The organism is Streptomyces sp. NPDC096136, assembly GCF_044763325.1.
Taxonomy (GTDB): Bacteria; Actinomycetota; Actinomycetes; order Streptomycetales; family Streptomycetaceae; genus Streptomyces.
Genome location: NZ_JBIWFZ010000001.1, coordinates 327,261 through 344,725 on the forward strand (window position 1 = coordinate 327,261; position 17,465 = coordinate 344,725).

A 17,465-nucleotide genomic window follows, 5' to 3' on the forward strand; every position below is an offset into this window, starting at 1 on the left:
CCGTCGCCGCGGCCGGATCCCGGGGGCTACGTTCTGGCGCGACGCCGGAACGAGCAGAGGGAGAAGGCCATGGGAGCGGTACGGAGGCAGGCGGCCACGGCCGTCCTCGCGGTGTGCGGGATGCTGGCGCTCGGCGCCTGCCGGAACGGCGACGACCCGGCCGCGCCGGACGCCGGGCCCAGCGCCGCCGCCCCGGCCCCGCCCACCGCCGTCACCGCCCCGCCCGCGGCCACGGGCGCCGTGCCGGCCCCTTCGAAGACCGGCGCGGCGCCCACGTCCCCGGCGACCGCCACCGCCACGGGGAAGAATCCCCCCGCCCCGGCCCCGCCCTCCGCGACGACCTGCGGCCCCGACCACCGGATGCCTGTCTCGCCCGACACGATCGCGGTGCACCGCTACACGCCCGAGGGCGGTATGACGAGTCTCGTCGTCCAGCACGGCACGTACGGCTGCCCCGGGCGCTTCGAGCCGTCGGGCGCGTGGACGTACCTCCCGATCGGGGAGAAGGCCAAGATCACCGCGACGGCTCCGATCCTCCCCTCGGTGGTGATGGGCAGGCCCATCTCCACCAGCGAGCTGACCTCCTGGCTGGACACCCATCCGGACGAGGGCCTGCCCTTCCGCTACCACCTGAACGCGGCGGGCGTCATCGACACCCTCGACGAGATCTACGTCAAGTAGCCCACCGCGCTCCCGGGGGCCGCTACCAGATCGAGTTGACCCACTCCGGGTGGTCGATGAACGGGTTGCGGTTGTGCTGGTAGGTGTCGAAGATGACCTGGTTGCGCCGCTTCTCGAAGGCGTCCGGCGGGTCCATCTGGTTCCACTGCTTCAGCAGGCTGAGCCGGCCGAAGAGCGGCGCGGTGCCGTTGTTGACCTTGTCGTTCATCTCCAGGTCCGGGAAGCCGTCCCCGCCGTCGTAGCGCACGGCCATGTAGAGCAGCATGCGCGCGACGTCGCCCTTGACCGCGTCCCGCGGCTCGAAGGAGTCGGCGTCGGTGTAGCTGCCGGGTGCCTCGGCGACCGGGCTGCCGCCCATGTCGAAGTCCTTGTTGCCGCGCGTGCTGTTGACCGTCACGTCCTCGGGGCGCAGGTGGTGCAGGTCGGTGCCCGGGCCGGTGGCCGTGCCGAAGTCGCCGTGGCTCTTGGCCCAGACGTGCTCGCGGTTCCAGTCGTTGACCCCGCCGCCGTTGGAGTTCTTGGACTGGGAGCGGCCCGAGTACACCAGGATGACGTTGTTCGGGTTGTTGGGGTCCTGGTCGGTGACCTTCAGCGCGTTCCACACGCCGTCGTACGTCACCGTGGACTGGTTCTTGATGATGTTGTGCAGCGCCGTCTTCAGCGCGGCGCCCGTCTTGCCCGCGGCGGGCGCGTAGTAGTCGTCGACGCTCGTCGCGGAGGCCGCGGCGCGGGGAGCCGCCGCCGTCCGCTGCGGGCCGGCCGTGGCGGTGGCCGGTATGAGGAACAGCGCGGCGGCCGCGAGGCCGGCGGCCCAGGGGGCCGTACGGGAGATTCTCATGACGTGGGGGATACCTCTCCACAAGCACCGTCCCCGCCCTGGCAGTTGGCGGGGTGTCGGGTGGCGAAGCGAGGCTCACATTGTCATGTATCGAACAGGTTAAAACCATGTGTCGGACGGGGTCCGCGAGGGTGTTTGCCGCCGGGCGGGCATGGGCACGGTAGGCGGTGCCCGGACGGCCCCCCGGCCGGCCGCCGACAGCACCCCTGGAGCAGCCCATGGCAGTGAAGATCCTCATCGTGACCGGCGACGCGGCGGAGTCCCTGGAGGTCCTCTACCCCTACCAGCGCCTCCAGGAGGAGGGGTACGAGGTCCACATCGCGGCCCCCTCGCGCAAGAAGCTGCGGTTCGTCGTACACGATTTCGAGGAGGGCTTCGACACCTACACGGAGAAGCCCGGCTACACCTGGCCCGCCGACATCGCCTTCTCCGAGGTGGTCCCCGAGGAGTACGCGGCGGTGGTCGTTCCGGGCGGCCGCGCCCCGGAATACCTGCGCAACGACCCCGAGGTGCGCCGGATCCTGGCCGCCTTCGCCGGGGCCGACAAGCCGATCGCCCAGATCTGCCACGGCCCGCTGATCACCGCCGCGAGCGGCTCCCTCGGCGGGCGCCGGGTCACCGCCTATCCGGCGCTGGAGCCCGACATGCGGGCGGCCGGGGCCGCGTTCGAGGACTCCGAGGCCGTGGTCGACGGAACCCTGGTGTCCGCCCGCGCCTGGCCGGACCACTCCGCCTGGATGCGGGAGTTCCTGACGGTGCTGCGCGCCAAGGCGCCGCTGGCGTAGGCGCACGCGCAGACGTGAGGGGCCCCGCCGGATCCGGCGGGGCCCCTCACGTCCTTGCGGTGTCAGCTGCCCGCGGTGACCCGCGGGGCCGGCTCGTACTTGTAGTTGGCCTGGCCGAAGTTCTTCTTCACGGCCGCCTCCCAGGAGCCGTCCGAGACCATCTTGCTGAGCGCGGCGTTGATCTTCTTCTGGAGGGCGCTGTCGCCCTTCTTGATGCCGATGCCGTAGTTCTCGTTGCTCAGGTTCAGCCCGACCAGCTTGAACTTGCCCTCGTTGCCCTTGCGGGCCGCGTACCCGGCGAGGATGGAGTTGTCGGTGGTCATGGCGTCGACCAGGTTGTCCTGGAGGGCGACCAGGCACTCCGAGTACCCGCCGAGCTCCAGCACGCTCGCCTTCGGGGCCAGCTTGCTGCGCACGTTCTCGGCGGAGGTGGAGCCGGTCACCGAGCACAGCCGCTTGGTATTGAGGTCCTCGGCCTTGGTGATCGTGGCGTCGTCGGCGCGGACCAGCAGGTCCTGGTGGGCGACGAAGTAGGGGCCGGCGAAGTCGACCTTCTCGCGGCGCTTGTCGTTGATCGTGTAGCTGGCCGCGACGAACTTGACCTCGTTGTACTGGATCAGCAGCTCGCGGTCGTTGCTGTAGACCTGCTTGAACTCGATCTCGTTCGGCTTGTACCCGAGCTCCTTGGCGACGTACGTGGCGACGTCGACGTCGAAGCCGGTGAACGTGCCGTCGGGCTCGCGCATGCCGATACCCGGCTGGTCGAACTTGATGCCGACGGAGAGGGGCTCCTTCGGGGCTTCGCCACCACAGCCGGAAGCGGTGGCGGCGAGGGCGATCACTGCGGCGACCGCACCGGCCTTGGGAACCTTCATGTGTTGCTCTTTCCTCGGGAACGCGGATCCGCGGGGGGACTGTCGCGGGAAACGTGGGGGGACGTGCGGAACCGCGGGGGCGCGAGGGCACGTGTATGAGGAAGCTAGGAAGGCGGCGGGCGCAGCGTCACTACATCTGAGGAAAACTTGAGGATAACGATCCGGTTCCGCCGGAGATCCTGCGGCGGCCGCGCTCCGCGACGGAAGAAGGGGGCTGGTGCATGACGGCGGGCGGGGCGATCGGGTCGGCGCGGATCGAGGGGAACGCCCTGTTGCCGGGCGACGGGGCGCGCATCAGGTTCATCCGGACATTGCGCGCCTTCCCGAGTCGGGGACGCACGCCCTCCCGCCGGGGCCGGGGGAGTTCCCGCTGCGCCGGGTCGAGGACCACCCGGACACCGTCCCCGCCGCGCGGCGGGCCAAGGGCGGCGTGACGGGACGACCGCCCGCTCCCGGCCTGGGGGGACGCGCCGCGCGGGTCTTCGTCCACCTCGTGACCCCGCCGGAGCGGCGCCGCACCACCGGGGAGGGCGCCGCGCCCTCGCCCGTCGACCGGGCCGCCTGCACGCGGGCCGGACCGCCCTGGTACGACTACTGCGACGAAAGCGGAACCGACCTGTCGGCCGCCGGCCCGCCGGCGGAGGTCAAGCCCGTGGGCGACCGGCCGGGTGAGGGCCGCGCGCCCTGGACGCCCCCCGCGCCCGGCCGGGTCAAGCGCCTCGGGAGCGCCCCGCGCCCCGGGCGCCCGGGGCGGGACGGGGGCTGGTGGGCGACGGCGCGCCCGGATGAAATTCAAACTGGTGATCGATTTTCGGCCACGCAGCCGCTATGATCACCGCAGCAAGGCCGTAGCGCAGAGGTCGTCGCGCCCAAGCATCGAGCTGGAGGACGTCGGTTCGAATCCGACCGGTCTTGCGTCTTCTTCCCGCCCTGACGGCGCGGCGCGCGCCGCCGTGCCGTCAGGGCGGTCGTATCCGAAGTTGCTCGGTCGCCGGAAGCCGGCGAAGGAACCGGTGGAGTGGTGATGACACGGCCGACGCCCGTACGGTGCCCCGCGATCGAGCACCCGGACCTGCCGCTCGCCGACCCGGCGGGCCTGGACCCGCTGCTCGCCCGCCTGGCCCAGGACCGCCCCGTCGAGGCGGACGAGACCTTCCCCCTCGGCACCCTGCGCGCCGACGGCCGCGTCGACCTGTGCAAGCAGGGCCTCGGCCCGGCCGGTGCCGCCCGCCTGCTGCCCGCCGCCACCGCCTCCCCGCACGCCGCGCACCTGCTGCTCGGCACCAACTCCATCGCCGACGAGGGCGCCCGCACCCTCGCCGCCGCCCTCACCGCGGCCGGCCCGGAGCACGGCCTGCACACCCTCTACCTCGGCTGCAACCGCATCGGCCCCGACGGCGTCCTGGCCCTCGCCGGCGCCCTCGCCGAGGACACCACCGTCCGCGCCCTCTGGCTCAAGCGGAACCCCGTCCGGCAGGACGGCGCCCGGACCCTGGCCGCCCTGCTGCGCCGCAACACCGCCCTGCGCACCCTCGACCTGGTCAACACCGGCATCGAGACCGACGGCGTACGCCTCCTCCTGGACGCCCTGCGCACCCGCGCGACCCCGCTCGAACGCATCTACCTCGGCGGCAACGGCCTCACCGCCGAAGCCGCCCCGCTGCTCGCCGCCCTCATCCGCGAGGCCGGGGTACGCGAGCTGTACGTCCCCGCCAACCACCTCGGCGACGAGGGCGCCGCGATCCTGGCGGCCGCCGCCGCCGAAGCGGGCCCGGGCCGCCCGGTGCGCCTGGGCCTCGGCGGCAACGGCATCGGCGTGGCCGGGGCCCGCGCCCTGGCCGCGGCCCTCGGCGGCATCGAGTCCCTGGACCTCGGCCGGGTCATGTCCGAGCGCAGCCTCGGCTCCACCGGCAACGCCACCGGCGACGAGGGCGCGTACGCCCTGGCCGACGCCCTGCCCGGCAGCGCGCTGCGGCGCCTGGAGCTGCGCCACACCGGCATCACCGGCCGCGGCGCCAAGCGCCTGCTGGCCGCCCTCCCCGACGACTGCCCCCTGGAGCACGTCGGACTCGGCCCCGGCACCCCCCGCCGCCTCAAGCGCTCCTTCGCCGAGCGGCTGCGCCCCGCCCGGGCCGGCCACCCGGACCTGCGGGCCATCGGCAGCGTGTACCGGTGAGCGCCTCCAGCGAGCAGTCCCTCGCCGACCTGCCGCCCGGCGCCCTGCACGACGAGGACGCCGCCGCCTGGCAGCGGATCCGCCGCTACGCGGTGCCCCGCTGGATGATCGAGCAGGCCACCGCGCACCGCCTGGCCGGGGACTGGCGCGCCGCCTGCGCCGCCGCCGGCGTCGAGGTCGCCTTCGACCTGCCCGCCCTCGCCTCCGCGTACGGCGCCGCCGTCGCCGCACGGGCCGAGGCCGACCTGCTCCACCTGGTCCCCGAGCTGCTGCGCTGGCACCTGCCCCGGGTGCTGGGCGGCCGTACCGTCCTCGCCCCGAACCGGCGGGTGCCGCTGGCCCGTTACGGCACCGGTCCGGACGCGCCCGTCCTGTACGTGAGCACCCGCGCCATGGTGGACGGCCCGCAGCGGCTGCGGCTGCACTGCGCGCCCGTCGACCCGGAGCGAAGGCGCCACGCCTACGCGGGCTGGGTCACCGAGGACTGGACCGGAGCCCGCTGGTTCTGGGACTCCCGGCACACCGCCGCACTGCGCTCCTGCGCCGGCCCGGACGACCGGATCCCCTTCTTCCGCGCCGACGGCACCCCGCTGGGCGAGGACGAGCTGCCCACCGCCGACCCCGGAGCAGCCGACCCCGCCGGGCGCGCCGAGTGGGCCGCCGCGCTCCAGTGGCGCAGGGAGAGCGTCGGGGCCTTCGCCGCCGCCGGGATCGCGCTCGACCTGAGCGCCCCGCCGAACGCCTACCGCTGGACCAACGCCCCGGCGGCGCTGAAGGGCGCCGCGCTCAGCCCGGCCCTGCTCGCCGCCGGGGTCCGCCGCCTCGCCGAAGCGGGCGCCGGCGAGCGGTTCACCCTCGCCCCGCACTGGAGCTGCCTGCTGCTGGTGGAACCCGACGGCCCGGACGGCGGGCTGCGGGCGCGGCTCGTCGACTCGCCCGACGTCCGCGACGTACCCCGGCTGCCGGACCACGCCTGGCGTCCGCTGCCCGACCTGCACCTCGTGCGCAGCGGCCGGACCGCCCCGCAGGAGCTGCACCCGCTCGTCGCCGACGCCCTGTTCCCCGGGGCCGGCCCGGCCGCGGGTCCGCCCGGCCCCGCCGCGCCGCGGCCCGTCCGGGTCCGCTGCGTCGGAGCGTGGCACGAGGTGGGCTCCCGGGACGGCGTGCTCGACATCCCGCACACCGCCGAGGAGCAGCAGCGCGAGCGCGCCATGCGCGCGTTCGGCGGCGCCGTCGCCGGCTGCTTCGCCGTGCGCGAGGCGTGGACCACCGGCGAGGGCCGCCTGCCGCGCGCCCTGCGCGCCGAGCGGCGCGAGCTGTTCGAACGCGTCCAGCACGGCGACACCCCCGGGGTCCTCGCGCTGCTCGACGCGGGCCTCGACCCCCGGGTGCGCAACGGCCGCGGCCAGGGCCTGCTGCACCTGCTGCCCTTCGTACGCCACGAGGAGCTGCTGCCCCGGCTGCTGGAGGCCGGACTCGACCTGGAGCAGAAGGACGACTCCGACCGCACCCCGCTCCAGTGCGCCGTCCAGAACGGCGGCACCGCCGCCCTGGTCCGCGCGCTCCTCGCGGCCGGAGCGCGCACCGACGTGGTGGACGACATGGAGCTGGCGCTGGGCCAGGTGGTGCGCCGCTACAAGCGGACCGACCTCGCCTTCCTCAAGCAGCTGGTGGAGGAGCGCCACCCCGACCTCGGCTCCGGGGAGTACGACGAGTTCATGGACGAGCGCGAGGAGTGGGAGGAGGACCGGGAGTACGACGACCACGACGGCTACGCGGCCCTCGGCGATCCCACGGGTCCCGTCGACGGCCGGGCAGGAGGAGCATGACCACCGCACCGACGGCACCGACGGCACCGACCGGGGCGAAGGCACCGACCGCGCAGGCCCCCGCGCTGGCCGCCGCCGACGCCCTCAACGCCCGGCTCGGCGCCACCCGTACCGAGCCCGCCGCCAACCCCCAGCTGGAGGCCCTGGCCCTGGCGGTGACGGCCAACCAGCCCGTCCTGCTGTGGGGCGAGCCCGGCATCGGCAAGTCCGCCGGCATGGAGCGGCTCGCCGACGCCCTCGGGGTCCGGCTGGAGACCGTCATCGCCAGCGTCCACGAGCCCTCGGACTTCGCCGGCCTGCCCATCGTCGGCGACGACCCCGCCACCACCGGCGTGCCCATGGCCCCGCCGGACTGGGCGGTGCGCCTGGCCCGCACCGGGCACGGCCTGCTCTTCTTCGACGAGCTGTCCTCCGCCCCGCCCGCCGTCCAGGCGGCCCTGCTGCGCGTGGTCCTCGAACGCCGCGTCGGAAGCCTCGAACTGCCCGCGTCCGTACGCATCGTCGCCGCCGCCAACCCGCCGTCCAGCGCGGCCGACGGCTGGCACCTCAGCCCGCCGCTCGCCAACCGCTTCGTCCACCTCGACTGGACCCACGACGCCCGCACGGTCGCCCGCGGCATGGCCGGGACCTGGCCCGAGACCGCCCTGCCGGCGGTCGACCCCGCGCGGGCCGCCGGCGCCGCCGCCCGCGCCCGGGGCGTGGTCTCCGGTTTCCTGACCGCCCGTCCCGGCCTGGTCCACCACATGCCGAACGACGCCGAGGGCCGCGGCCGCGCCTGGCCCTCCCCGCGCACCTGGGAGATGGCGCTGCGCCTGCTCGCCACCGGCTACGCGGCCGGCGCGGGCCGCGAGGCGCTCTCCGCCGCGCTCACCGGGGCCGTGGGCGACGGCGCGGGCCTGGAGCTGCTGACCTACCTGGAGAACCTGGACCTGCCCGACCCGGAGAAGGTGCTGGCCGACCCCGACGCCTTCGCCCTGCCCAAGCGCGGAGACCGCCAGCTGGCCTTCCTCATCGCGGTCGTGGCCGCCGTGCAGGGCGAGCCCACCCGGCCCCGCTGGGAGGCAGGCTGGGCGGTGCTCGCCAAGGCCGTCGACGCGGGCGTGCCCGACGTCGCCGCGCGGGCCGCCGCCGACCTGGCCGCGATGCGCGACCTGTCCTGGCCCGTACCCGCCGGGATCGATGCCTTCGTGGAACTGCTCCAGCTGGCCGGCGCCCTCCCCGGCGCCCGCTGACCGGGCGGGCCGCACCCGTGGACCGCCCCCTGGACCGGGCCAAGCTGCTCGCCGCCCGCTACGCGGCGGCCGAGGCCCGGCCCTACCTGGCCTCCGCCCTGTACGCGCTGACCGTCGTCCCCTCCCCGGGGCCGACGGGGGTGCGCACGATGGGCGTCGACCGGCACTGGCGCTGCTACGTCTCGCCCGAGTTCGTGGAGCGGACCCCCGTGCCCGAGCTGGCCGGCGTGTGGATCCACGAGGTCGCCCACCTGCTGCGCGACCACCACGGCCGGGCCGACCGGCTCCCCGCCGCCGACCAGAGCGATCCGCTGCGGATCAACATCGCCCAGGACTGCGAGATCAACGACGACCTCCTCGCGGACGGGCTGCGGCTGCCCGACGGCCGGATGGAGCCGGGCCGTTTCGGCCTCCCTGCGGGCGGCCTCTTCGAGGGCTACCTGCCCGGCATCCCGCACACGCCCCCGCACGAGCACGTGGACTGCGGCTCCGGCGCGCACGGCGTGCCCGCGCCCTGGGAACTCGGCGACGGCGGCGCCGGCACCGCCCGGATCGGCCCGGTGGAGGCGGAGGCCCTGCGCCGGACCACCGCCCAGGCCATGCGCGCCCACCGGCGCACCCGGGGACGGGGCAGCCTGCCCGCCGGCTGGGAACGCTGGGCGCAAGAAGTGCTGGAGCCCGTCGTCGACTGGCGGCGCGCCCTGACGGGCGCGGTACGGGAGGCCGCCGCCTGGGCGGCCGGCGCCGTGGACTACACCTACCGCCGCCCCTCGCGCCGCACCCCCGCGCTGGGCGGCCGGGTGGTCCTGCCGAGCCTGCGCCGACCGCTGCCCCGGGTCGCGATCGTCGTGGACACCTCCGGCTCCATGGGGGACGAGGAGCTCGCCGCCGCGCTCGGCGAGGTCACCGGGGTCCTGCGGGAGGTCGGCGTCGGCGGGAACCGGGTCGCGGTGCTGGCCTGCGACGCCGACGTCCAGGCCGTGAACCGGGTGACCAGCGCCCAGCAGGTGACCCTGGCCGGGGGCGGCGGCACCGACATGCGGGTGGGCATCGCCGCCGCGCTGGCCGTGCCCGACCGGCCGGACATCGTCGTCGTCCTGACCGACGGGTACACCCCGTGGCCGGAGGGGGCCCTGCCCTGCCGGGTGATCGCCGCGCTGATCGGGGCGGACGCCCCGCAGCCGCCGGCCTGGGTGGAGACCGTACGGGTGGACCCCGCCCGCTGACCGGCGAACTGGCCGGTTGTGTACGGTGGTTCGCCCGGTGATCACGAACGCGTGGCAGCATGGCCGGGCAGCACCGGCCAGAGCGGCCGAGCGGAGGGGGAGTCCGGTGACCGGAGTACGCAAGAGCCTGGCCAAGGTGGAGATATCCCTGCGCTGGGACCCCAGCCCGGCCGGGACGCCCCCGCACGACCTGGACCTCGTCGCCGGCGTCTTCGGGATCCGCGACCCGTACGGGGAGCCGGTGTACCTCGTGCACTTCGGCAGCCGCGCCCCCGACGGCACGGTCACCCTCGACCGGGACAGCCGCAACGGGCAGGGCTTCGGCTGGGACGAGGTGATGACCCTCGAACTGGACCGGATGGCGCCCGAGCTGGGCCGGGTCGTGGTCGGCGTGGTCATCCAGGACCCGGGCCCGGCGGGCACGCCCGGCCGTACGGTCTTCGGCTCCGTCGCCGGAACCGGGCTGCGGATCAGGGAGGGCCACAGCGACCTCGCCACCCTCGACTTCACCGGACTCGCCGGGGCCGCGTCGGCCACCGTCGCCGAGTTCGTCCGGGACGGCGCGGGCGGCTGGACACTGGACGCCCGGGCCCGCGGTTTCGAGGCGGACCCCCAGGAGTACACCCGGGTCATGGGCGCGGCCCGGGCCTGACCGGGCGCGGGGGCACGCGACGGCGGGACGCGCGGGGGAGGCGTCCGCGCGCAAGGGGCCCGGCGGGCGACGCGTCCGCGCGGGGAGGTCCGTACCGGACGGGGCGGCGGTCCCCCTGCTCGGGAGGGCCGCCGACCCGTCCGGGTGGCGCGCTGCCGCCGTCCCCACGAGGCAGCGCGAGCGGGTCGCCGTCCGGTCATCGTGGACGGCGGCCCACCGGTTCAGGTGGCCGGTCGTTCCCCGGGGCCGATGCCCAGGGCGGGCAGCAGCGCCGCGTCGACGAACCGGACCAGGTACTCGGCGTCGGCGTAGCGCCCTTCCAGCACCGGCCGGATCCGCAGGACGCCCATCAGCTGTGCCGGGAGGAACTCCACGGCCGGGTGGTCCGAGGTGATCTCGCCCCGCGCCACGGCCCGCGCCACGATCGCGTCGAAGGCCGCCAGCTCCGGCTCGACCAGCGCCTCGCGCAGCGCGCGCTGGAGGTCCTCGTCGCTGAGCACGGCGTTCCCGAGGGCCTGGGTCAGCCGGGTGTCGCGCCCGGAGGTGCCGGCCGCGATCCGGGCGGCCTCGCGCAGGTCGCCCGCCAGGTTCCCGGTGTCCACGTCGGCCAGCGTCCGCTCGCCGCGCCGCGCCCGGCTCGCGCGCAGGGCGGCGGCGACCAGCTGGGGCTTGGTCTTCCACTGCCGGTACAGCGTCGACTTGCCGCAGCAGGCCCGGGCGGCCACGCCCTCCATGGTGAGGGCCTCGTACCCGTGCTCGCGCAGCTGGTCCAGGACGGCGTCGTAGAACTCCTGCTCGCGCTCCGGGCTGATCTTGGAGCGGCGCGCGGTGGCCTGCGGCGTGGACGTCATGGGGTGCGGCTCTCCTCGCGAGCTCACGGGCGGTGGGTCGTGCCTCCGAGTGTACGGCCCCGGCGGCTTATCGCTACACCATCGTATCGATACGCCAATGTATCGATACACTGGCGTGTCGATCGGAAACGGTCCGACCGAATCCGCTCCACCCGACAGAAGTGAGACCGGGGGATGACCTCCCACACCACACCCGGCCGGCCACCCGCCCCCGCGGGCGGGGCCCGGCGCCGGCTCATACGCGAGCTGCTGCTCGTCGCGGGCCTGTTCGCCGTGTACAAGGCGGGCCGGATGCTCTCGACGGGCCGCACCGAGGAGGCCCACCGCAACGCGGGGTGGGTCTGGGACGCCGAGCGCGCCCTGCACCTGCCCGGTGAAGGGGCCGTGCAGCGGCTGCTGCTCCACTCGGACGCCGCCGTCCACGCCGCGAACACCTACTACGCGGCCGTGCACTTCCCGGCGACCGTCCTGTTCCTGGTCTGGCTGTACCTGCGCCGCCCGGGGCACTACCTGTGGACCCGGCGGGTGCTCGCCGTCCTCACCGGCGCGGCCCTCGTCCTGCACCTGGCCTTCCCCCTCGCGCCGCCGCGGATGCTGGAGGCCGCGCACCTGGTGGACACCGGCCAGGTCTACGGGCCGACCGTCTACCGGGCCGCCCCGGCCGCCGACACGATGGCCAACCAGTTCGCCGCCATGCCCTCGCTGCACTTCGGCTGGGCGCTGATGCTGGCCCTCGGCATGATCGCCGCCACCCGCTCGCGGTGGCGGGTCCTGTGGCTGCTGCACCCCCTCGCCACGCTGCTGGTGGTCGTGGGCACCGCGAACCACTACTGGGTCGACGCGATCGTGGCCACCCTGCTCCTGGGCGCCTCCCTCCTGCTGGTCCCCCGCCCGACGGCGCTCCCCGCCGCGGCCCGCCGCCTGCCCGCCCCGCGCGCCACGGCGGAACCCGACGGCCGGGCCCCCGCCCGGGTTCCGGCCGCCGCGCCCGCCCCCGTACCCGCCGGGGGCGAGAGGTGAACGCCACCGTCCTCGCCGTCGCGCTCTGCCTGGCCTCCGCCGTCACCTACGCGGCCGCCGCCGTCGCCCAGGAGCGGCTCGCCCGCCGGGCCGTCGCCCGCAGCGCCCGCGACCTGGTCGGCAACGGCGCCTGGTGGTGGTCGGCCGGGCTGAACGCCGGCGCCGCGCTGCTGCACGCCGCCGCCCTGCGCTACGGCCCGCTCACCCTGGTCCAGCCCCTGGGCGCGCTCACCCTCGTCGCCGCCGTCCCGCTCGGCGCGCGCGGCGCCGGCCGGCGGGTCGCCGCCACCGAGTGGCGGGGCACCCTCGCCACCGTCGCCGGCCTGGGCCTGCTGCTGCTCCCGGCCTCCGGCCCGGCCCCCGACGACACCCTCACCGTCGCCGAGGCGCTCACCGTCTCCGGGGCGACCCTGGCCGTGATCGCCCTGCTCACCGCCCGCAAGGACCCCGGCCCGGGCCTGCGCCACGCCACCGCCTCCGGTCTCGCCTCCGCCGTCGCCTCCGCCCTGACCCAGACCGTGGCCGTGGCGGGCGGCCGCGGCGGCTCCCTGCTCAGCGCCCGGGTGGTCACCGTGGCCCTGCTCGTCGTGGTCTTCGCCGTCGGCGGGATGCTGCTCTCGCAGCGGGCCTACCGGGGCGGCCTCGGCGCCCCGCTCGCCGTGGTCAACCTGGCCAACCCCCTCGCCGCGGCCGTCATCGGCATGGTGCTGCTCGGCGAACGCCTCCAGGGCGGGGCCCTCGGCATCGTGCTCGCCGCCGCCGGAGCCCTCGCCGCCGGCCGCGGCGTCCTGCTGCTGACCCGGACCGCGCCCGGCGACCAGGCCGGCGAAAGCCGCGCCGTACCGGCCGGCCATGTGACAGCATGACCGCCATGGTCGACCGCTCGTACCTCTCCCTGTGGTCCCGGGACTCCGTGCTGTCCATCGGCTCGGTGGGCTCCGTGCTCTCCGTCGGCTCGGTCGGCAGCGTGCTGTCCGTCGCCTCCTTCGGCTCCGCGCTCAGCATCGGCTCGGCGGCCTCCTGGCTGAGCGCGGGCTCCGCCTTCTCGGCCCGCTCCGCCCTCTCCCTCTTCTCCTACCGCTCCCGGGGCGGCGTCGCCGTGGCCGGGATCGGCGCCGTGACGGCCGCCGTCGCCGCCGCCGCGCTCCTGCGCGCCCGCCACCGCTGAGAACCGCCGGGCCCCTGGCTGCGTCCTCCCCACCGTAGAGACGCTGACCAACGAGCGGAGTGAACGACCATGGGCATCATCGGCTGGATCGTGCTGGGCCTGCTGGCCGGAGGCATCGCCAAGATCCTGCTGCCCGGCCGGGACCCCGGCGGCTTCATCGGCACGACCCTCATCGGCGTCGCGGGCGCCTTCATCGGCGGCTGGCTCTCCGCCCGGTTCCTGGACCGCCCGATCCAGAACCACTTCTTCGACCTCGCCACCTGGGGCGCCGCCATCGCCGGCTCCCTCGTCCTGCTCATCGGCTACCGCATCCTCTTCGGCAACTCCCGCGACTAGGGGCCGGGTCTTTCGGATCAGGCCGACGACGGCTCACATGGGCATGCCCGGCGCCGTGTACAGGCCCGGGGCCAGGGCCGGGTGCCACGGCACGAAGCAGGCGTAGCCGATCAGCGCGAGGCCGAGGACGACGCTGAACCCCTTGCCGTGGCGCCAGGTCTTCTCCAGGAACACGGCCCCGGCCAGAGCCGCCATCCAGGCGAGGTTCATCACGCCGACCACGATCAGGACGACCATGAGGCCCCAGCAGCAGCCGACGCAGTAGGCGCCGTGGTAGAGGCCGACCCGCAGGTCGCGCAGCGGCCCGGAGTACCCGCCGAAGTGCATGAGGAAGCCGAGGGGCGACCGGCAGTGCCGCAGACAGCGGTCCTTGAGCGGGGCGAGCTGGTACAGGCCGGCCCCGGCCAGCAGCAGGGCGCCGACCCACGGCGCGGCGTCCGGTGCCCCGGCGGCGAGCTCGCCACCCGCCCACGCCGCGCCGAAGGCAGCCAGCCCGAAGGCCTCCCACGCGCAGAGGTAGCCGATGACCAGCCCGGTACTGCGGCCCGCGCGGACCCAGCCGGCCGAGCGGGCCCGCACCGTGCGCAGGTACAGCGCCACCACGGGGGCGACCGAGGGGAGCATCATCGCGGCCATCATCAGCCCCCACAGGACCAGGAACCCCCACAGGCCCTGCCCCATCGTGCCCGGTCCGGGGGCCATGCCGGACGCACTGCGGACCGTCAGGACCCAGGCCGACGCCGCGGCCGCGAACAGGAGGAACCAGCTCGCCGGGGCGACGCCGCGCGGGACCCGGCGAGCGAGCGGTGCCGACATTCAGGCCGCCCAGGAGAACGGCGCCGAGAAGGCGTTCTTCCCTTCGTTCGCGAACTCGAGACCGAAGGCCTCCACCCGGGACCTGGTCGCGACTCCGGCCGCGAGGGTGTCCGCGGGGAAGCCCACCCCGCTGACCCGGACGCCCTCTCCGGTCGCGTCCAGCGGAGAGACGAAGTCCTCGACCTCCAGGTCGACCGCGTCACCGATCCGCACCCGGTGGCGCCGGCCGTCGTCGGCGTACTCGATCCGGGCGACCTCCAGCCCGAGCATCTCGCCGACCAGCGGGCTGAGCCCTTCCATCGGGCCGCCCCGCTGACCCGAGAAGACCGCCCCGAGCGCCTCGGCCTGCTCCGGTGAGGCCGCCTCGTCCATGAACATGCCCATCCGCCAGCCGCCCTCGCTCATGAGCGGCGGGGTATCGGCCACCACGGCGACGTTCAGGCCGCCGACGGCGACGTCGTCGACCTGGCCGGAATCGATGTGGAAGGCCAGGACGACCCGGCAGCGGTCGTAGTCCGCCGGAGCCGTGAGGCCGGACGTGGAGCAGGGACACACCATGTCGCAGCTGCAGTTCTCGAAATACGTCCCCTCGATCCGCCATGCCATCGGAAGCTCCTTCCTGCGGCACACCCCTGGGGCCCATTTTCCGCTCCCGGCCATCCCCCGGCAACGTGCCCGCACCGCCGCATACGCTGGGGCCGCACGGCGCGACGTACGAGATGCGAGGAGCCCCAGCCACATGAGCGTCACCCCCGTCCCCACCGCCGACCTCTACGACGAGCACGGCGAGAGCCTCGGCATCTGCACCACCGCCTTCCGCCCCGTCGGCGGCCGTCGCCTCTTCGCCGGGCCCGTGCGCACCGTCCGCTGCCACGAGGACAACGCCCTGCTGCGCGAACTCCTCCACACCCCCGGCGAAGGCGCCGTCCTCGTCGTCGACGGCGGCGGCTCGCTGCGCACGGCCCTCGTCGGCGACCTCATCGCCGGCGCGGCGGAGCGCTCCGGCTGGGCCGGACTGATCGTCAACGGGGCGGTCCGCGACAGCGTCGCCCTCGGCGGTCTCGACCTCGGCGTCCAGGCACTGGGCACCTGCCCCCGCAAGAGCGGCAAGACCGGCGCGGGCGCCGTCGACGAGCCCGTCACCATCGGCGGCGTCACCTTCCGCCCCGGCGACACCGTGTACGTGGACGACGACGGCGTCGTGGTCCTCCCCGCCGCCTGACGCGTCGGGGGACCACCCGGAGCAGGGGCGAGATCCCGCCAGGCCCGGACCACCCGCCCTGGCGGGCGGAGCCCGGCAGCCGCTTCACTGCGGGCCCATGAGACGACACAGGATCACGGGCCTGTTCGGCGCGCTCACCCTCGCCGCCGGCACCCTGGCCGCCACCGCCGGACCCGCGGCGGCCACCCCCGCCCCGGTCTCCGCCCGGCCCGCGGACACCCCGCCCGCCGAGTTCGGCACCGACTGGCACGACCCCCTCACCGCCGCCCCGCCCGTCGAACACCCCGGCACCCGGTCCTGCCGGGTGACCCTGGCCGAGGCGCAGTTCCGCGACTTCACCCCCTACCGGGGCGCCTACACCCCGCCCGAGGGCTGCGGCCGCGCCGACTGGGCCAAGGTGGTGCTGCGCCTCGACGGCAAGGTCAAGGGCCGCCAGTACGACCGCCTCGGCCACCTCGCCCTCGGCGGCGTGGAGATCCTGCGCACCTCCACCCCCGAACCCTCGCCCGAGGGCATCGAGTGGTCCGTCGAGAAGGACGTCACCCGCTACCGCGACACCCTCGCCCGCCCGCAGCCCGTCGAGATGCTGATCGGCAACGTCGTCGACGACACCTACACCGGGGTCATCGACGTCAAGGCCACCCTCACCTTCTACGCCGCCGAGGGACGCACCCGCCCCGCCCCCACCCCCGACCGGGTCCTCCCGCTCACCACCCCGGACGTCACCACCCCGCGCAACACCGAACGGCTCCTCGCCGAGGTCTACGCCACCGGCTCGGGCGGCGGCTGCGAGGAGTACTGGTACATGACCGTCCCCGACGCGGCCCCCTACTCCTGCAAGGCCGCCGACGGCCCCTACCGCGAGGTCCGGATCTCCGTCGACGGACAGCTCGCCGGGCTGGCCGCGCCCTTCCCGACCGTCTGGACCGGCGGCTGGTCCAACCCCTTCCTCTGGTACGTCACCCCCGGCCCCCGCGCCTTCGACGTCCAGCCGATCGTCTACGACCTCACCCCCTACGCCGGCCTCCTCAACGACGGCCGCCCGCACCGGGTCGAGGTGGCCGTCGCCGGGGTCCCGGCCGGCCAGAGCGGCTGGAGCACCCCCGCCAACCTGCTGCTGTGGCAGGACCGGGGCCGCGAGGTCGTCACCGGCGCCCTCACCCGCCACGAGGAGACGGCGCCCACCGGCACCTCCCGCTGGACGCCCGCCGCCCCCGGCGGCGAGCACCGCCTCGACACCGGGGGCGCCCACCGCCTCACCGTCGCCGGGCACCTCGACACCTCCCACGGCCGGGTCACCACCACCGTCACCCGGGCGGTGTCCCACACCTCCGCCCACCGCTGGACCGACGGCGAGAACCTCGACGCCCTCACCGCCTCCTGGAACGACCAGGAGAGCGTCACCCGGGGCGCCGACACCACCCGCACCACCCGCGCCTACACCATGGACGGCGCGACCACCCTCGGCGCCGGTGACCGGCTGCGCACCGTCCTCTCCCTGGGCGACCGGGCCGACACCCTCACCCTGCGCGGCGGCCGCCAGACCGGGCGGACCCGTCTGGACGACCGGTACACGGGCGACGCCTCGTACACCGCCAACGTCCCGCGCGACCAGCGCCACGCGGTCGCCACCACCACCGCCCGCTACCAGCTGTACGGGACGGGAACCGGCGGCGGCTGTTACGACCGTACGGTGGCCACCGCGCAGGGCGCCCTGACGGCGGACCGCCGCCGCTGCTGACGGTGGCGCCCTCTACG

At 75.3% G+C, this 17,465-nt stretch carries 18 protein-coding genes and 1 tRNA gene; 14 read left to right on the forward strand and 5 right to left on the reverse strand.

Features of this window, described 5'->3' with window-relative positions:
• The first annotated feature begins 69 nt into the window (after positions 1 to 69).
• A complete protein-coding gene (locus tag ACIRBY_RS01470) occupies positions 70 to 681 on the forward strand; it encodes a hypothetical protein (RefSeq protein ID WP_403894369.1) in 612 nt (203 codons plus the stop codon).
• A 22-nt stretch (positions 682 to 703) separates the two neighbouring features.
• On the opposite strand, the gene ACIRBY_RS01475 is transcribed toward ACIRBY_RS01470, so the two are convergent.
• Positions 704 to 1,519 carry an endonuclease I family protein gene (locus ACIRBY_RS01475; RefSeq protein ID WP_403894372.1) on the reverse strand — a complete coding sequence of 272 codons (816 nt, stop codon included), beginning with the start codon at positions 1,517 to 1,519 and terminating at the stop codon, positions 704 to 706.
• Between the two features lie 218 nt (positions 1,520 to 1,737).
• Here ACIRBY_RS01475 and ACIRBY_RS01480 point away from each other — a divergent pair, with 218 nt between their 5' ends.
• Positions 1,738 to 2,304 (forward strand): DJ-1/PfpI family protein, encoded by a 567-nt coding sequence (locus ACIRBY_RS01480; protein WP_403894375.1) that lies wholly within the window; start codon positions 1,738 to 1,740, stop codon positions 2,302 to 2,304.
• A 62-nt stretch (positions 2,305 to 2,366) separates the two neighbouring features.
• On the opposite strand, the gene ACIRBY_RS01485 is transcribed toward ACIRBY_RS01480, so the two are convergent.
• Positions 2,367 to 3,179 carry a glutamate ABC transporter substrate-binding protein gene (locus ACIRBY_RS01485; protein WP_403894377.1) on the reverse strand — a complete coding sequence of 271 codons (813 nt, stop codon included), beginning with the start codon at positions 3,177 to 3,179 and terminating at the stop codon, positions 2,367 to 2,369.
• A gap of 842 nt (positions 3,180 to 4,021) precedes the next feature.
• Here ACIRBY_RS01485 and ACIRBY_RS01490 point away from each other — a divergent pair.
• The 6 genes from ACIRBY_RS01490 to ACIRBY_RS01515 all read left to right on the forward strand — a co-directional run bounded on the left by ACIRBY_RS01490 (position 4,022) and on the right by ACIRBY_RS01515 (position 10,294).
• A tRNA-Arg gene (locus ACIRBY_RS01490) sits at positions 4,022 to 4,094 on the forward strand.
• A gap of 109 nt (positions 4,095 to 4,203) precedes the next feature.
• Entirely contained in the window at positions 4,204 to 5,355 is a 1,152-nt protein-coding gene (locus ACIRBY_RS01495) for a gala protein (RefSeq protein ID WP_403894380.1), read from the forward strand.
• Complete coding sequence (locus tag ACIRBY_RS01500; protein WP_403894383.1) at positions 5,352 to 7,184, forward strand: ankyrin repeat domain-containing protein; 1,833 nt, start codon at positions 5,352 to 5,354, stop codon at positions 7,182 to 7,184. Before ACIRBY_RS01495 ends, ACIRBY_RS01500 begins: the two co-directional genes overlap by 4 nt.
• On the forward strand, positions 7,181 to 8,416 hold the full coding sequence (locus ACIRBY_RS01505) for an AAA family ATPase (protein WP_403894385.1): 1,236 nt from the start codon (positions 7,181 to 7,183) through the stop codon (positions 8,414 to 8,416). Before ACIRBY_RS01500 ends, ACIRBY_RS01505 begins: the two co-directional genes overlap by 4 nt.
• A gap of 17 nt (positions 8,417 to 8,433) precedes the next feature.
• Positions 8,434 to 9,642: a VWA-like domain-containing protein gene (locus ACIRBY_RS01510; protein ID WP_403894388.1), complete on the forward strand. Its 1,209-nt coding sequence runs from the start codon at positions 8,434 to 8,436 to the stop codon at positions 9,640 to 9,642.
• Positions 9,643 to 9,748: 106 nt separating this feature from the next.
• Positions 9,749 to 10,294, forward strand: a complete 546-nt coding sequence (locus ACIRBY_RS01515) for a TerD family protein (RefSeq protein ID WP_403894390.1) — start codon at positions 9,749 to 9,751, stop codon at positions 10,292 to 10,294.
• A gap of 221 nt (positions 10,295 to 10,515) precedes the next feature.
• Here the strand turns inward: ACIRBY_RS01515 and ACIRBY_RS01520 are convergent, their stop codons facing one another.
• On the reverse strand, positions 10,516 to 11,145 hold the full coding sequence (locus ACIRBY_RS01520) for a TetR/AcrR family transcriptional regulator (protein ID WP_403894393.1): 630 nt from the start codon (positions 11,143 to 11,145) through the stop codon (positions 10,516 to 10,518).
• Positions 11,146 to 11,319: 174 nt separating this feature from the next.
• On the opposite strand from ACIRBY_RS01520, the gene ACIRBY_RS01525 reads away from it, so the two are divergent.
• From ACIRBY_RS01525 to ACIRBY_RS01540, 4 genes are all read left to right on the forward strand, one after another.
• Positions 11,320 to 12,165 (forward strand): phosphatase PAP2 family protein, encoded by an 846-nt coding sequence (locus ACIRBY_RS01525; RefSeq protein WP_403894395.1) that lies wholly within the window; start codon positions 11,320 to 11,322, stop codon positions 12,163 to 12,165.
• A complete protein-coding gene (locus tag ACIRBY_RS01530) occupies positions 12,162 to 13,031 on the forward strand; it encodes a hypothetical protein (protein ID WP_403894398.1) in 870 nt (289 codons plus the stop codon). The genes ACIRBY_RS01525 and ACIRBY_RS01530 overlap by 4 nt, the downstream gene beginning before the upstream one ends.
• On the forward strand, positions 13,028 to 13,333 hold the full coding sequence (locus tag ACIRBY_RS01535) for a hypothetical protein (protein ID WP_403894400.1): 306 nt from the start codon (positions 13,028 to 13,030) through the stop codon (positions 13,331 to 13,333). Before ACIRBY_RS01530 ends, ACIRBY_RS01535 begins: the two co-directional genes overlap by 4 nt.
• A gap of 69 nt (positions 13,334 to 13,402) precedes the next feature.
• Positions 13,403 to 13,669, forward strand: a complete 267-nt coding sequence (locus ACIRBY_RS01540) for a GlsB/YeaQ/YmgE family stress response membrane protein (protein WP_042810319.1) — start codon at positions 13,403 to 13,405, stop codon at positions 13,667 to 13,669.
• A 33-nt stretch (positions 13,670 to 13,702) separates the two neighbouring features.
• Here the strand turns inward: ACIRBY_RS01540 and ACIRBY_RS01545 are convergent, their stop codons facing one another.
• Complete coding sequence (locus ACIRBY_RS01545) at positions 13,703 to 14,485, reverse strand: DUF2182 domain-containing protein (protein WP_403894403.1); 783 nt, start codon at positions 14,483 to 14,485, stop codon at positions 13,703 to 13,705.
• On the reverse strand, positions 14,486 to 15,091 hold the full coding sequence (locus ACIRBY_RS01550; RefSeq protein WP_403894405.1) for a DUF1326 domain-containing protein: 606 nt from the start codon (positions 15,089 to 15,091) through the stop codon (positions 14,486 to 14,488). It lies immediately after the preceding gene.
• Between the two features lie 133 nt (positions 15,092 to 15,224).
• Between ACIRBY_RS01550 and rraA the strand changes: the two genes are divergently transcribed.
• Complete coding sequence (gene rraA / locus ACIRBY_RS01555) at positions 15,225 to 15,707, forward strand: ribonuclease E activity regulator RraA (RefSeq protein ID WP_403894408.1); 483 nt, start codon at positions 15,225 to 15,227, stop codon at positions 15,705 to 15,707.
• Between the two features lie 97 nt (positions 15,708 to 15,804).
• A complete protein-coding gene (locus tag ACIRBY_RS01560; protein ID WP_403894411.1) occupies positions 15,805 to 17,448 on the forward strand; it encodes a peptide-N4-asparagine amidase in 1,644 nt (547 codons plus the stop codon).
• The last annotated feature ends 17 nt before the right edge of the window (positions 17,449 to 17,465 follow it).

What these genes read in the sequence shown, in the direction of transcription:
- rraA (WP_403894408.1), top strand. Translation starts at nt 15,225, where the DNA reads ATGAGCGTCACCCCCGTCCCCACCGCCGACCTCTACGACGAGCACGGC.
- ACIRBY_RS01560 (WP_403894411.1), top strand. Translation starts at nt 15,805, where the DNA reads ATGAGACGACACAGGATCACGGGCCTGTTCGGCGCGCTCACCCTCGCC.
- ACIRBY_RS01545 (WP_403894403.1), bottom strand. Translation starts at nt 14,485, where the DNA reads ATGTCGGCACCGCTCGCTCGCCGGGTCCCGCGCGGCGTCGCCCCGGCG.
- ACIRBY_RS01495 (WP_403894380.1), top strand. Translation starts at nt 4,204, where the DNA reads ATGACACGGCCGACGCCCGTACGGTGCCCCGCGATCGAGCACCCGGAC.
- ACIRBY_RS01520 (WP_403894393.1), bottom strand. Translation starts at nt 11,145, where the DNA reads ATGACGTCCACGCCGCAGGCCACCGCGCGCCGCTCCAAGATCAGCCCG.
- ACIRBY_RS01505 (WP_403894385.1), top strand. Translation starts at nt 7,181, where the DNA reads ATGACCACCGCACCGACGGCACCGACGGCACCGACCGGGGCGAAGGCA.
- ACIRBY_RS01480 (WP_403894375.1), top strand. Translation starts at nt 1,738, where the DNA reads ATGGCAGTGAAGATCCTCATCGTGACCGGCGACGCGGCGGAGTCCCTG.
- ACIRBY_RS01475 (WP_403894372.1), bottom strand. Translation starts at nt 1,519, where the DNA reads ATGAGAATCTCCCGTACGGCCCCCTGGGCCGCCGGCCTCGCGGCCGCC.
- ACIRBY_RS01550 (WP_403894405.1), bottom strand. Translation starts at nt 15,091, where the DNA reads ATGGCATGGCGGATCGAGGGGACGTATTTCGAGAACTGCAGCTGCGAC.
- ACIRBY_RS01470 (WP_403894369.1), top strand. Translation starts at nt 70, where the DNA reads ATGGGAGCGGTACGGAGGCAGGCGGCCACGGCCGTCCTCGCGGTGTGC.
- ACIRBY_RS01540 (WP_042810319.1), top strand. Translation starts at nt 13,403, where the DNA reads ATGGGCATCATCGGCTGGATCGTGCTGGGCCTGCTGGCCGGAGGCATC.
- ACIRBY_RS01535 (WP_403894400.1), top strand. Translation starts at nt 13,028, where the DNA reads ATGACCGCCATGGTCGACCGCTCGTACCTCTCCCTGTGGTCCCGGGAC.
- ACIRBY_RS01525 (WP_403894395.1), top strand. Translation starts at nt 11,320, where the DNA reads ATGACCTCCCACACCACACCCGGCCGGCCACCCGCCCCCGCGGGCGGG.
- ACIRBY_RS01485 (WP_403894377.1), bottom strand. Translation starts at nt 3,179, where the DNA reads ATGAAGGTTCCCAAGGCCGGTGCGGTCGCCGCAGTGATCGCCCTCGCC.